The organism is Corynebacterium mycetoides (assembly GCF_900103625.1).
Classification (GTDB): domain Bacteria; phylum Actinomycetota; class Actinomycetes; order Mycobacteriales; family Mycobacteriaceae; genus Corynebacterium; species Corynebacterium mycetoides.
In genome coordinates this window covers 743,849-756,930 of sequence record NZ_LT629700.1, presented here as the reverse complement: position 1 = coordinate 756,930, position 13,082 = coordinate 743,849, and the positions used below count along the sequence as shown (strand labels likewise).

Below are 13,082 nucleotides of genomic sequence, written 5' to 3'. Positions count from 1 at the left end.
TCTCAAGTAAGACTCCGAGATGAATCCTCATCTGTGAAAGACCCTGGGCTGTCGCCAGCATTCTGTGGTGGTCGTCTTTCACCATGGCGCTGTCGCGTTATACCGATGTCCGATGAGCGTTCCGGCGAAGTCAGCGCTTTCGACGCTCGGAACCCACTGCAGGCTAATCCTCTCGATCAAACCCCATTTTCTGGAAATCACCAGTTTTCTCGTGAAGGACCCTCACTTTGGCTATGTTTTTGAAGAAAGGCAGGGGATATCCAGTCCGGTTAATGTGTGCGTAGTGGGAAAGCGTACTGTTAGCAAACTCGACTATCGCGCGCTTTTGGTCCAGCACCCATTCCAGTGGATCGCTTTCGATGTTGTTGAATTCAAATTTTTCCCTACGCATTTCCCCAAGTACTAGGGCGGTAACGTAATTGGTCATTTGTTTGAGCGCCTTGATTCCCCCATCGCTGGAGGCGGAACCAATTTCCTCGAGAATTTTGTCGATTTCGCGATAGACGGTAACCGTATGGACGACCACGGGGGCTTCTAGCCTCGAATTAAAGAGCTTGGTGTAAGGTTCTGACTTGTAGTCGTTCCAATAAGTGCTGATTTCGCTTTTAACCCTGCTAGCGTGTTCAATTCCCGCGTAGCAAGCTAATGCCCTCGTAGCGTCTTCCAGGCTGATAAATTCACGGAATTTCTCCGGGTCTCTTTCTTCGCCCGTTCGGAAACTATATTGAATGCCCTCTTCTGCCAACAAGTCTTTGAGGAGTTGCTGGAACGGGTCCAATGCTACAAATTCCCGGCCGCCAATACGATTTTGTGTGTTGGTGAATCTAGTAACTTTGGATCCAAACTCCTCATCTCTTCCTTCCGTAGAAATAATCCGAACGCTCACATATGCTTCAGTGAGACTAGCTCCCTCTCTATGGGCGTTGTATATGCAGGTCGTAGTTTGTGCACCATTTACAACGCTGAGATTTTCCAGTTCGAAGGTTTGTTCCCCCGCTTTAGGTATGGCGATACCCGGCGCGCTTATAGTGTCGACTACAACCGTGATCCCGTTGTTGAAATGCCAGAAGCTCTCCGGATTGGTCTTCAGTGTCTCAACAATGTGTTGGTTGACTTCGGAGGACCTTATTGCTTTTCTGATGTTCTTGTCGAATAGTCGATCGCCGAACCGCTCGAACAATGCTGCGACCTCTGTCGCGGGTACTATTCCCAAGATCTCATTCTTGTATTCGCTTGGGCTAGTCCATGAGGTCAATGTGATCTTTGAATCGATGCTCTCGAGATCACTTCCAGTATTTCTAATTGAGTGATTGCCTCCGAGATCTAAGAATTCGTACTCGATTATTTCACCGCTACTGTTGATGTCCTCTAGAAGAGACTCCTTTTCTCTAACGACAGTGCTGCTCAGGGTGTTTGTGCCCAAGTGAGAGAAGATGGCACAAACACGGAGATTACGCATGTTGAAAGCTTCTTCGATCTCGGCCTTCCTAGACTGCACTTTTGGACCTAGAGCATCGAAATCTGCCTTGAGAATCGCTCGGATTCCAGAATTGAACTTCTGTACGTCAGTTAAGCCGGGTGCCCCATCACTTGTCTTAGATTGAATCAGATACAGCGTCTCCTTGAATTCACTTATTCCCACTAGGTCGAGGCCATGGTCATTCGACTCATCCGTAATTGCAGAACAGGCAACTTTAGGCTCGATTTTGGCACGCGACGCGAAAGCTAGTGCAGCTAGGGCACGGGAGGCCCTCATCTCCGAAATCGTTTGTTCTCCGTGGTTTTTGATATCTGAAATATTGACATGTGGCCCAAAGTCGTCCTCTAAGGCTTTCAAAACCTGGCGTCGTTGGAGTTTCATACCTCGGCCCCTCTGTCGGTGGTCGGTTGACGATGCTATAAATGCTTTTAAATGCTTTTCTGCCTGAGCAGTTCTCTAGCACGATAGCTATTCCTCGGTTACCGTGCAGTGGTTCGGCGGTCCAGCATTTTACGCTGTTTGAAATTGGAGGTTAGTAGGCGCTCGGTGTGGCGATAGTCCCCATGGTGATTGTCGGTGTAGGTATGGAGGCGTGCGCCGATCTCGCTAATGCGGACAGTTACCCGTGACGTTTTTCTGGATCCACTTGTCGTATTGCTAAGCGGGCTCCGCTCCCACGAGACGCGCCATTGGGTCGCGGATGGGGAAGATGCCGGCTTCGAGGTCCAACGAATGACTCGCTGATCTAGTTCTTCGGGCGCCGGTGGTTAAGAAAATGGAGAATTAGGTCACCGGCCAGCCTTCGCACTCCCTGATCATTAATGCGCCGCACGGAAGGTGCGCTCTTAATCGCCTTAGTTATTTGGCTGGTTGCTGAAGTCGGCGACCTCCACATCAGGATCTTTAGTTCCGACACCTCACCATGGCCTGGGCGATGGAGCTGCCGATGGACAGGGATGCGCACTCTCTAAAGGGTGAGATAAGTGTTGCCACACCGTCGTCGGAGACACCTCCTCCACCCCGAAACTGCGCGCGAGCGCGACCGCGGCCGCCTCGTCGGCGGGGTACGAAACAAAAGCGGTATCAGCTTCTTCCCACCTTTCGCGGGCGGCGCGCAGCACCGCCGAGACCGTGGCGCGCCCCAGGCCCCGGCCGCGGTGCTCGGGCAGCACGTAGACCAGGCCGAGCTCGCAGACGGATTCGACGTCGTGGTCGAAGGTGACGGCCTCGGCAAGCCCGACTACGTCGCCGGATGCTGCGCGCGCCAGCGCGGTGAGTTGGGTGCCGCCGCGGTCGCGGAGGCGGGCGGCGGCATCGGCAAGGCGCTCGCGCGTCCAATCGACGGTGTCCAGGATCAGCTCGCCGCGCGGGTAGTTCGCCGAGGCGGAAGCGAGCAGGCGCAGGAAGGCCGGGATGTCCTCCGGCGCGTAGTTCATGTCGGCCACGACGTCCATGTCCAGCTGCGGAGCGGACACGTTCTCCAGTGTCAGGGTGGCCTGGACCTCGGAAAACGCGGGAGAGTAACCGGCGGCGCGCAGGGCCGGGGGCTCGTCGGCACCCAGTGTGTGCGTCACCCAGATGTGTCGGATGGGGCGGGTGAAGGCGTTGGAGAGGGCGTCGATAAGCGAGAGCGCGCTGAGCCAGGGAGCTTCAGGGATGGGCTCGCCGGGCAGGGGAGCGATGGCCGCGTCGAGGGTGATGTGGGCCTCGATGACGCGCACGTCCTCGAGAAGCGGGAGGGAGATGAAGACCCAGGCCGCGATGTCGAGGAGGTCGTCCTGGATCGCGGGGTAGCCGAGATCTCCAAGCGGGCGCGGGGCCTCGCGGGTGGTCAGTGCGAAAAGGTACGACAGCGACTCCGCCGAGCCCTCGAGGCGCTTGATCACGTGCGCCGCTGAAACGCCCGACGTGGACAACCCCGTGATGTCCTGGGCGGCCAGGGTGGAGGAGAACACGTAGGCGCCAACCGCCTCGGTGTCGCCGGCCCCGACGCTTAAAGCGGTGAGCACTAGCGGTCGCTGACCGCCTTTGCGGCAACGTCGGCGAACTCCTGCCACTGGGCCGCCTGCGCGCGCAGCTCCTCGGCCTTCTTCGTGTCGCCCTTCGCCTCGGCGGCCTCGGCCTGCTTGGTAAAGTCGTCGGCCTTGACCTGGAACTGGTTCACCCGGTCCTGGGCCGCCGGGTCGTTCTGGCGCCAGCGTGACTCCTCGGCGTCCGCCACGCGCTTTTCAATCGCGCCGATCTTGTCCTCGTACTCGCGGACCTTGCCGCGCGGGACGAAACCGATCTCCTCCCACTTGTCCTGCAGCTCGCGCAGCTTGGACTTGGCGGCGCCGAGGCCCTTGGCGGGGTCTATCAAACCGTCGTACTCCGCAAGCAGGGCGTCCTTCGCCTCGGCGTTGGCCTCGAACTCGCGGTCGCGCTCGGCGTTGACGGCGTCGCGGGCGTTGAAGAAGTGATCCTGGGCGGCGCGGAACTGCTCCCACAGAGCGTCATCCACCTCGCGCGGGGCGCGGCCGGCGGCCTTCCACTCGCGCATCAGGTCGCGGTAGGCGCGGGCGGTCTCGTTCCAATCCGTTGACTCCTTGAGCGCCTCGGCGCGGGCGACCAGGTCCTCCTTGGCCTTCTTCGCGCTGGCGCGGCCGCGGTCGAGCTCGGCGAAGTGCGCGCCGCGGCGGCGGTTGAACGCGTCGCGGGCGCGGGAGTAGCGCTTCCACAGCGCGTCGTCAGTGGTGCGGTCGATGCCGCGGATCGTGCGCCACTCGTCCAAGATGGCGCGGATCCGGTCGCCGGCGGCCTTCCACTCGGTGGAGTTTTCCGCCAGGTCTTCCGCCTCCGCGGCGAGCGCCTCCTTGCGGGCGATGGCGTCGGCGCGTCGCTGCTGCTTCGCCTGGTCGGCGGCCTTGCGCGCGTCGGCGGTGGCGCCAATCAGCGTGTCCAGACGCGTCTCCAGCGACTCGACGTCACCGATCACGGCCTGCTCACCCAGCGAATCCTTCAACGCCTGGGCCTGCTTCTTAATGCCGTCGGCGTCCTCCGGGTGGGCGGCAAGGCGGGTCTCCAGCAAGGCGACTTCGGTGGCGAGGTCGTCGAAACGCTGGCCGTAGTGCGCCAGGCCCTCCTCGGGAGTACCGGCCTGCCAGTTAGCGATCTCGCGCTCGGTGCCCTTGTACGTCAGGTACACGGTGCCGTCGTCCGCAACCCGGCCGAACTTCGACGGGTCGGTCGCGGGCACCGCCGGGGTCGTCGCGGGGGCCGCAGCTGCCGGCCTCGCCTTCCGCTGGGCCAGGGCACCCGGGGTGGGGATATGCGAGCCCGGGGTCGGAGTCTGCGTCATGGTGGAAGGTCCTTTCGCCGTCAAGGTGTGCGGTGCCGCGCGACACGGCTGCCAGTTACATATGCTGGTGAGTTTACCGGGGATGGGGAGGTGGCGTGCGGTTGCTTCCCGCGAAAGTGAGGAGCGCGGGCGAGCAACGAATTGAGACACATCTGTTGCGAATATTTCGAATTGAAAGTGTAGATTACCGGTATGAACACAATCAGGGAAAGAAGGGCGACGAGACCGGCGGCTCAGACTGTGATGCCGCCCGCGGATTTTGAGGCGATGCTCGACGTGAGCAAGTTTCTCGAGAGTATTTCGGAAAACGCCGCGCTTTTGGGGCCGGACGGCCAGACGGTTCCTTTGCCAGAGGAGATCTTCCATGTCCTAGTGGACATTGTTAGCGCGATGAAGATCGGCAAGGCGATTACGGTTGCGCCGGTTGATCAAATGCTGACTACGCAAGAGGCCGCAGATTTCCTGGGAATAAGCCGTCCGACCCTGGTCAAGCTGCTCGAGACCGGGAGATTGCCATTCGAACGGGTAGCGGGAGGGCGGCACAGGCGGATTCGGCTCGATGACGTTATTCGCTATCAGGAATCGAAACGCCGGGAGAGCCGGGAGACCTTGGCGTCCATGACGGCCGAAGCGGCGAAGCAGGAACTGTACGACTTTGGAGTCGAATCCTACGCAGATGCGCTGCGGGAGGCTCGACGGGAACTCTCGGGCGGAAACTAGCTGTGTCTCGATTCAGCGCTCTTCTCGATGCGTGTGCACTTGTCCCTATCGCGCAAGCCGACACGTTGCTGCGACTCGCTGAGATAGGCCTATACAGGCCATTGTGGAGTGATCGAATACTGGCTGAGACTTCTCGAGCCCTGGAGAAAATTCATCCGGAGGTCGCTGCCTCGGGCACACTTGACAGAAGAATCAGCGCAATGAAAGACACGTTCAATGACGCATGCGTTGTTGGCTGGGAGACGTTGAAACTTTCTCTCAACCTCTCCGATCCTGGTGACAATCACGTTGTTGCAGCGGCGTTGCTCGGGCGCGCTGATGTGATCGTGACCAACAACCTGAAGGATTTTCCCAACCGCGAGCTGGGACGATTTAACTTGAGTGCCCAGCGGCCGGACGAATTTCTGCTCAATCAACTCGATCTGGCTCCGGACCGGGTAATGCGAGCACTGGCCCAACAAGCAGCAGACATGCAGGATCCCCGAGAACAGTAAGAGACGTTCTTGACAGCCTTGAACGGGCTGGGGCTAATTCATTCGCGGCGGAGTGCCGCAAGCAACTCTGGCGCGCCCAGTAGGCTTATACCCCGTGAATGCGCCCAACCTGCTTGTCATCCCCGGCTCCCCGACGCTGGTGCGCGAGCTCGCCCCGGCGCACGAGCCGTCCCGCGCGCTGGCCGGCACCATCCGCGGCGCCGTCGAGCAGTACCCGCCGCGCCCTATCCATATCGTGGGCAGCCGCGATACGCGCTGGCACACCGCGCACACGGGATCGCTCGCCGCGTGGGGTGCCCCGCAGGTCGCGCTCCAGGGCGGCAACCACCTGCCGGAGCTGGTGGCCCGCTACGTCCTGGGCGACCCGGAGGTCACAGACAGCCGCGAGCGCATCCGGCCCCTGGACCCGCGCGCGCTGACGGTCGTGGTTGTGGACGGCCCCGCAGGGCTGACGGAGCGCGCCCCGCTCGCCCTCATCCCCGGCGCGCGTGAGGCCCACGAGGCGCTCCGGGACTTCCTGGGTGGGGGAGGGTTTCCGGGGGCGTTGGAAGGGGTCGTCGAAAAGCGGCTCTGGCTCGAGCTGGCTGAGCTTGGGGGCGAAAAAGAGCTCCTGGCCAGCGACGACTCGCTCGGCGTGGGCGCGTACGTGGCGCAGTGGTGGTGCTGATGCGGCCCATCGCAGTCGTCGGCCCCACGGCCTCGGGCAAGTCCGCCCTCGGCATTGCGCTCGCCCAGGCGCTCGGCGGGGAAGTGGTCAACGTGGACTCCATGCAGCTCTACCGCGGCATGGACATCGGCACGGCGAAGCTGGCCCCCGGCGAGCGCGGCGGCGTCCCGCACCACCTGCTCGACATCTGGCCGGTGACCAAAACCGCCTCCGTGGCCGAGTACCAGGCGCTCGCCGTGGACACGGTCGAGGCCATCATGTCGCGCGGCAAGGTCCCCGTGCTCGTCGGCGGGTCGATGCTCTACGTGCAATCGCTTATCGACGCCTGGGCGTTCCCGCCCACCGACGCAATCGTCCGCACCAGGTACGAGGCACGGCTGGCTGAGATCGGAGTGGACGCGCTGCACGCCGAGCTGGCGCAGGTGGACCCGGCCGCGGCCGCCACCATCGAGGACAAGGACCCGCGGCGCACCGTGCGCGCCCTGGAAGTCATCGAGCTGACCGGCAAGCCGTTCGCCGCCTCGCAGCCGCCCAAGGACGCCCCGCCGCGGTGGGGCACCCGCATCCTGGGGCTGCGCACCACACCTGAGTGGCTCAACCCGCGCATCGCGCTGCGCGCCGAGCTCATGTTCGACGGCGGGTTCGTCGAGGAGGTGCGCGGGCTGGTGGGCCAGGGGTTGGTGGCCGACTCCACGGCCGGGCGCGCCATCGGATACGCGCAGGTGCTGGCCATGCTCGCGGGCGAGATGGGCCAGGCCGAGGCGCTGGAGAAGACCATCACCGGAACGCGGCGCTACGTTCGCCGCCAGCGCTCGTGGTTCAACCGCGACCCCCGCATCACCTGGCTGGACGCCGCGGACGGGGACGTGTCGCAGCGCGCGCTAGACTCTCTGGGGTGAAGATCGAATTCCTCAAAGGCCACGGCACGGAGAACGATTTCGTGGTCGTGCCCGACCCCTCCGACGAGCTGGAGCTCAGCCCGGCCGACGTGGTCGCGCTGTGCGACCGCCGCGCCGGCATCGGCGGCGACGGCCTGCTACGCGTGGTCAAGCGAGACGGACGGTGGTTCATGGACTACCGCAACGCCGACGGCTCGATCGCGGAGATGTGCGGCAACGGCGTGCGCGTGTTCGCGCACGTGCTCGTGGAGCTGGGGTACGTGGACGAGCGCGAGTTCGAGGTGGGCACCCGTGCGGGCGTCAAGCACATCGAGGTGCTCGACGCCACCGACACCGATGCGACCGTTCGGGTGGGCATGGGCCGGGTCTCGGTCACGGGGGTCTCCACCGCGCGGATGGGTGCGACCCAGTTCGCCGGCCTGGGTGTCGACGTGGGCAATCCCCACCTCGCCGCCGTGATTCCGGGACTCACGGCAGCCGATCTCGAGGCGATGGAGTTTGAGCAGCCGGAGTTCGACGCCGAATTCTTCCCCGAGGGCGTCAACGTGGAGGTGCTCACCGAGCTTGCGGACGGCGCCGTGCACATGCGCGTGTGGGAGCGCGGCTCCGGCGAGACCCGCTCCTGCGGCACCGGCACGGTGGCCGCGGCCCGCGCCGCGCTTGCCGACGCCGGAATAGAAAACGGCACCGTCGACGTCCACGTGCCCGGCGGCACGATCCTCGTTGAGCTGAACGACGACGAAGCGGTGATGACGGGGCCGTCGAAGATCGTCGCGTGGGGGACGGCGGACCTGCGGCGCTAGCCTGGGCCGATCTCGCGGGCGGCGCGGCGCGCATCCTGCCACGACGCCGCGAGTTCGAGCGCGCGCTCGTCGGCGACGGCGATGAGACGTTCGAGCTGCGCGCGGTCCAGATCGTCACTGGCCAGCGCCGCGTCCACGCGGGCGACGAAGCGCCGGGCCGAGTCCGCGCGCAGGTGGAAGTCCTGGATCACGGGGTTGGCGGTGCCGCGGTCCGCAAGCGCGGGGAAATGTAGGGTGCGGTCGGCGATGGCGTCGGCGGACATGCCGGTGCGCAGGTCGTTGAAAAGCTCCAGCGTCTCGTTCACATCGCCCAGCGCGATGCGTAACGACGCCCGCAGCGACGCAACCTCAAGATCCGCGTGGGCCCGGCGCGACCACGCGAGCGCGGCCGCGCCGAGCACCAAGGCGAGAAAGACGCCGGGCCCCTTCAGGGTGACCGCGAGCGCGACCGCGGCCACGATGAGCAGGACCACCCCCGCCGACCCCGACGTCATGGCGTCGAGCTAGTGGCCGCCGCAGCCGCAGGAGTCGCCGCAGCCGCCGCACCCGCCGCCGGCGGGGGCGGGGATGGAGCCGGCCAGCACGGCGGTGCCGGCGATCACGGAGTTGCGCTCGGGCAGCCCGCCGTCGGGCAGGCACACCTCGAAGGGGAAGGCGCCGTCGACGGAGACGTGGACGAAGCGCTGGCCCGTGAGCTCGCTCGTGCGGTACTCGGCCTCGAGCACGCGGGCGGAGAAGTGCGCCAACGCGTCAGGGGACGCGGCAGCGCCAATCGCGTCGGCGCTTGGCGAGGTCACCGTGCCGAGCGTCTCGCCCGGGCGCGCCGCGTGGAAGTCGTCGATGCTGGCGAAGCGCTCCACGTCCAGGCCGAGGGCGGCGACGGAGAGTTCCTGCCACGTGAGGGTGGGGTCGTCGACAAGCAGCGGGCCCTGAGCGAGGTTGACGGTGACGGAGACGATGGTGTTGCCGTGCGGGTCGACGATATCGGCGAGCGCGACGACGTCATTGAGCATGGTCACGTGCGCGAACGTGCGGGTATCCGCAGCGAACCCCGCGAAGGTGGCAAACGGCTCGACAGCCAGGATGTTCAGCTGCGCGCCCGACGCGTCCGAGTACTGGATCAGCTGGCCGCCGCGGACCTCGCCGGTGACCTGCAAGCGTCCGGAGGCGATAGCGGCCTCCACCGCATCCTGCCACTGGCGAAAGTCCAGGCCGATGCTGGAGAGGTCGTTGATAATCGTGTCGCTCATGGCACCGCAGTCTACTCCGGCGGCGGGCGCGGACTAAACCACCGTGCGCGCGCGTTGTGTCAGGTACTGTCACCACAAGTGTTTGATTAGACTAAGGACTCAATGACACAAACAACGCCCAAGCTCAACGCCGACCTGTCCCACGACGAACTCCTCGCCCGCGCTTTCCGGCACAACACGCCGCAGCCGCGGGCCGACGCTGAACCCACCACGGGCGCCCTCGACCTGGAGGACCGCAACTCCTTCCGCCGAGTGGTCCTGGAAACGGAGCTGCGTTCCGAAGACCAAGCGGAAGGCTTCGAGGTCGAGTACCGCAAGCTGCGCCTGGAACAGGTCATCCTCGTCGGCGCGTGGACGGAAGGGACCACCGCCGAGATGGAAGCCAACATGCTTGAGCTGGCGGCGCTCGCGGAGACGGCCGGCGCGGACGTGGTGGACCTGCTCTACCAGAAGCGCGACAAGCCCGACCCCGGCACCTACATCGGCTCCGGCAAGGTCAAGGAGCTGCGCGACATCGTCGTGTCCACCGGCGCGGACACCGTCGTGTTCGACGGCGAGCTCTCGCCCGGCCAGATGGTCGCGCTGGAGGAGGCGCTCAAGGTCAAGGTGATTGACCGCACCATGCTCATCCTCGACATCTTCGCCCAGCACGCCAAGAGCAAAGAGGGTAAGGCGCAGGTCAGCCTGGCGCAGATGGAGTACCTGTACACCCGCACACGCGGCTGGGGCGGCAACCTGTCGCGCCAGGCCGGCGGCCGTGCCGGCTCCAACGGCGGCGTGGGCCTGCGCGGACCTGGTGAGACCCGGATCGAGGCGGACCGCCGCCGCCTTCGTACCGACATGGCCAAACTGCGCCACGAGCTGCGCGGCATGAAAACGGCGCGCGAGGTCAAGCGCGCGCAGCGCCAGCGCTCCACCACGCCGAAGATCGCCATCGCCGGGTACACCAACGCGGGCAAATCCTCGCTGATCAACGCCATGACCAACGCCGGCGTGCTTGTCGAGGACGCGCTGTTCGCCACCCTGGACCCGTCGACACGCAAAGCCCAGCTTGCCGATGGCCGCAACGTCGTCCTCACCGACACCGTCGGCTTCGTGCGGCACCTGCCCACGCAGCTGGTCGAGGCCTTCAAGTCGACGCTGGAGGAGGTCACCGGCGCCGACCTCATGCTGCATGTCGTCGACAGCTCCGACGCCTTCCCGCTCAAGCAGATCGAGGCTGTGAACAAGGTACTCACTGACGTCACCCGCGAATCCGGCGAGGCCATCCCGCCGGAGATCGTCGTGGTGAACAAGATCGACCAGGCCGACCCGGTCGTCCTCGCCGAGCTGCGCCACGCCTTCGACGCCACCGGCCACGACGTCGTCTTCGTCTCCGCCCGCACCGGCGAGGGCATCGCCGAGCTCGAGGCCAAAATCGAAATGTACCTCAACAGCGTCGAGGCGCACGTGCAGATGCTCGTCCCGTTCACCCGCGGCGACGTGGTCAGCCGCGTCCACGAGCAGGGCACCGTGCGGGCCGAGAGCTACGAGGAGGGCGGCACGCTTATCGACGTCCGCCTGCCCCACGTCATCGCCGAACAGTACGCCGAGTTTGTGGTGTCCTAGCCGGTAGGCGACAATATCCATCCGTGAATAATTCTTACGGATGGACCCTCCACGGTGACGGGCGCCGCGTTCTACCCGGCGCGGTCGTCGCCCCCGATGAGAGGCTGAGCTGGCCGCGCACCGCGGTCATCGGCATGCAGCACGTCGTGGCCATGTTCGGCGCCACGCTGCTCGTGCCCACCCTAACCGGGTTCCCGGTCAACACCACGCTGCTGTTCTCCGGCCTGGGCACCATCATCTTTCTGCTGATCACCCGCAACAAGCTGCCCAGCTACCTGGGCTCCTCGTTCGCCTTCATCGCCCCGCTCACCGCCTCGCAGCAGTACGGGGTGGGCGCCCAGCTCGGCGGCGTACTGGTCACGGGCCTGGCGCTCATCGCCGTCGGCGCGGCGGTCCAGGTGGCCGGCAAGAGGCTCATCGATGCCGTCATGCCCCCGGCCGTGACCGGCGCCATCGTCGCGCTCATCGGGTTCAACCTCGCGCCCACGGCGGTGGCGAACTTCGAGGCACAGCCGTGGATCGGGGCGGCGACACTCGCTACCATCGCCGTGTTGTCCGTGGCCGCCCGCGGGATGCTCTCTCGCCTGTCCATCCTTGGCGGCGTCATTGTAGGCTGGGTCGCCGCGGCGCTCAGCGGCGGCTTGTCCGACGACGCGCTGCAGGCGATTTCCGACGCCCCGTGGGTGGGCATACCGCAGTTCCACACCCCCGAATTCCACCTCTCCGCCGTCCTGGTCACCCTGCCCGTGTTGGTGGTGCTCATCGCGGAAAACGTCGGCCACGTCAAGGCGGTGGGCGAGATGACCCAGCGCAACATGGACGACTTTCAGGGCCGCGCGCTCATCGGCGACGGCATCGCCACCACCCTCGCGGGCAGCTTCGGTGGTTCCGGCACGACCACCTACGCCGAAAACATCGGCGTAATGGCGGCCACGAAGGTCTATTCCACCGCCGCCTACTGGGTCGCCGCAGTGTTCGCGGTGGTGCTCGCGTTCATTCCGAAGTTCGGCGCCGTGGTGTTCAGCATCCCCGTCGGCGTGCTTGGCGGGGCGTGCCTCGTGCTCTACGGCCTCATCGGCATGCTGGGCGTGCGCATTTGGCAGGACAACCGCGTCGACTTCACCAACCCCGTCAATCTGATCACCGCCGCCGTCGCGCTCATCGTGGGCATCGGCAACCTCTCGCTGACGCTCGGGCCTGTTGAGCTCCAGGGCATCGCGCTGGGCTCGGTGGGCATCATCGTGGCGTACCCGATCATGACATGGGCCTTCGCCACGATCGGCGAAGGGCAGTACCGGTAGTTCCTTGGGCGGCGGTGCGGCGGTGCGTTTCGGGGCTGCGCTTCGGGGTTGCGGTGTAGTTCGACCGGAAGAGTGTTTCGGAGCGGTGTGGGGCGTTTGGTGGGGGTTCCGGTCGAACAGGGGCCAGCGCCGCTAGGTCGTGCCGGTGCGTGTTCGACCGGAAGCGTGCCGGAGTCCCCTTCATGGCCGGAAAATGTCATTCCGGTCGAACAGCGCTCGTCCCACCAGGTGCGTGTTCGACCGGAAGCGTGCCGGAGCCCCTTCATGGCCGGTAAATGCCGTTCCGGTCGAACAGCGCTCGTCCCACCCGGTGCGTGTTCGACCGGAAGCGCGTTTCAGAGGCCTGCGGGGCGGAAAAGGCCGTTCCGGTCGAACAAGGGGGTTAGCCGTCAGACCCCGCAGGTGCGTGTTCGACCGGAAGCGTGTTTTAGGAGCCTGCGGGCGTGAAAATGCCTATTCCGGTCGAACAAGGGGCCAACGCCACTAGTCCCGCCCGGTGCGTGTTCGACCGGAAGCGTGCTTT

At 64.6% G+C, this 13,082-nt stretch carries 12 protein-coding genes; 7 read left to right on the top strand and 5 right to left on the bottom strand.

Annotated elements, in window-relative coordinates; all coding sequences use genetic code 11:
• Positions 1-163: 163 nt before the first annotated feature.
• From BLS40_RS03750 to BLS40_RS03740, 3 genes are all read right to left on the bottom strand, one after another.
• Positions 164-1,861, bottom strand: coding sequence for an AIPR family protein (locus BLS40_RS03750; protein WP_092148900.1), 1,698 nt, complete (start codon positions 1,859-1,861; stop codon positions 164-166).
• Between the two features lie 536 nt (positions 1,862-2,397).
• Positions 2,398-3,489 carry a GNAT family N-acetyltransferase gene (locus tag BLS40_RS03745; RefSeq protein WP_231908510.1) on the bottom strand — a complete coding sequence of 364 codons (1,092 nt, stop codon included), beginning with the start codon at positions 3,487-3,489 and terminating at the stop codon, positions 2,398-2,400.
• Complete coding sequence (locus tag BLS40_RS03740) at positions 3,489-4,817, bottom strand: DUF349 domain-containing protein (protein WP_092148897.1); 1,329 nt, start codon at positions 4,815-4,817, stop codon at positions 3,489-3,491. The genes BLS40_RS03745 and BLS40_RS03740 overlap by 1 nt, the downstream gene beginning before the upstream one ends.
• 192 nt (positions 4,818-5,009) lie before the next feature.
• Between BLS40_RS03740 and BLS40_RS03735 the strand changes: the two genes are divergently transcribed.
• The 5 genes from BLS40_RS03735 (at position 5,010) to dapF (ending at position 8,400) form a co-directional block, all read left to right on the top strand.
• Complete coding sequence (locus BLS40_RS03735) at positions 5,010-5,537, top strand: helix-turn-helix domain-containing protein (protein WP_092148894.1); 528 nt, start codon at positions 5,010-5,012, stop codon at positions 5,535-5,537.
• A gap of 2 nt (positions 5,538-5,539) precedes the next feature.
• Positions 5,540-6,031, top strand: coding sequence for a PIN domain-containing protein (locus BLS40_RS03730; protein ID WP_197672623.1), 492 nt, complete (start codon positions 5,540-5,542; stop codon positions 6,029-6,031).
• Between the two features lie 94 nt (positions 6,032-6,125).
• Positions 6,126-6,698 (top strand): hypothetical protein, encoded by a 573-nt coding sequence (locus BLS40_RS03725; protein WP_092148891.1) that lies wholly within the window; start codon positions 6,126-6,128, stop codon positions 6,696-6,698.
• Positions 6,698-7,597: a tRNA (adenosine(37)-N6)-dimethylallyltransferase MiaA gene (gene miaA, locus BLS40_RS03720; RefSeq protein WP_092152134.1), complete on the top strand. Its 900-nt coding sequence runs from the start codon at positions 6,698-6,700 to the stop codon at positions 7,595-7,597. Before BLS40_RS03725 ends, miaA begins: the two co-directional genes overlap by 1 nt.
• Positions 7,594-8,400 carry a diaminopimelate epimerase gene (gene dapF, locus BLS40_RS03715; RefSeq protein WP_092148888.1) on the top strand — a complete coding sequence of 269 codons (807 nt, stop codon included), beginning with the start codon at positions 7,594-7,596 and terminating at the stop codon, positions 8,398-8,400. Before miaA ends, dapF begins: the two co-directional genes overlap by 4 nt.
• Here dapF and BLS40_RS03710 read toward each other — a convergent pair.
• Together BLS40_RS03710 and BLS40_RS03705 are read right to left on the bottom strand one after the other, a co-directional pair.
• A complete protein-coding gene (locus BLS40_RS03710; RefSeq protein ID WP_092148885.1) occupies positions 8,397-8,894 on the bottom strand; it encodes a hypothetical protein in 498 nt (165 codons plus the stop codon). The two genes, dapF and BLS40_RS03710, sit on opposite strands and share 4 nt — an antisense overlap.
• A gap of 9 nt (positions 8,895-8,903) precedes the next feature.
• Positions 8,904-9,650 carry a hypothetical protein gene (locus BLS40_RS03705; protein WP_092148882.1) on the bottom strand — a complete coding sequence of 249 codons (747 nt, stop codon included), beginning with the start codon at positions 9,648-9,650 and terminating at the stop codon, positions 8,904-8,906.
• A 102-nt stretch (positions 9,651-9,752) separates the two neighbouring features.
• Between BLS40_RS03705 and hflX the strand changes: the two genes are divergently transcribed.
• Together hflX and BLS40_RS03695 are read left to right on the top strand one after the other, a co-directional pair.
• Positions 9,753-11,258, top strand: coding sequence for a GTPase HflX (gene hflX / locus BLS40_RS03700; RefSeq protein ID WP_092148879.1), 1,506 nt, complete (start codon positions 9,753-9,755; stop codon positions 11,256-11,258).
• A 23-nt stretch (positions 11,259-11,281) separates the two neighbouring features.
• Positions 11,282-12,559: a uracil-xanthine permease family protein gene (locus BLS40_RS03695; protein ID WP_092148876.1), complete on the top strand. Its 1,278-nt coding sequence runs from the start codon at positions 11,282-11,284 to the stop codon at positions 12,557-12,559.
• Positions 12,560-13,082 lie beyond the last annotated feature (523 nt).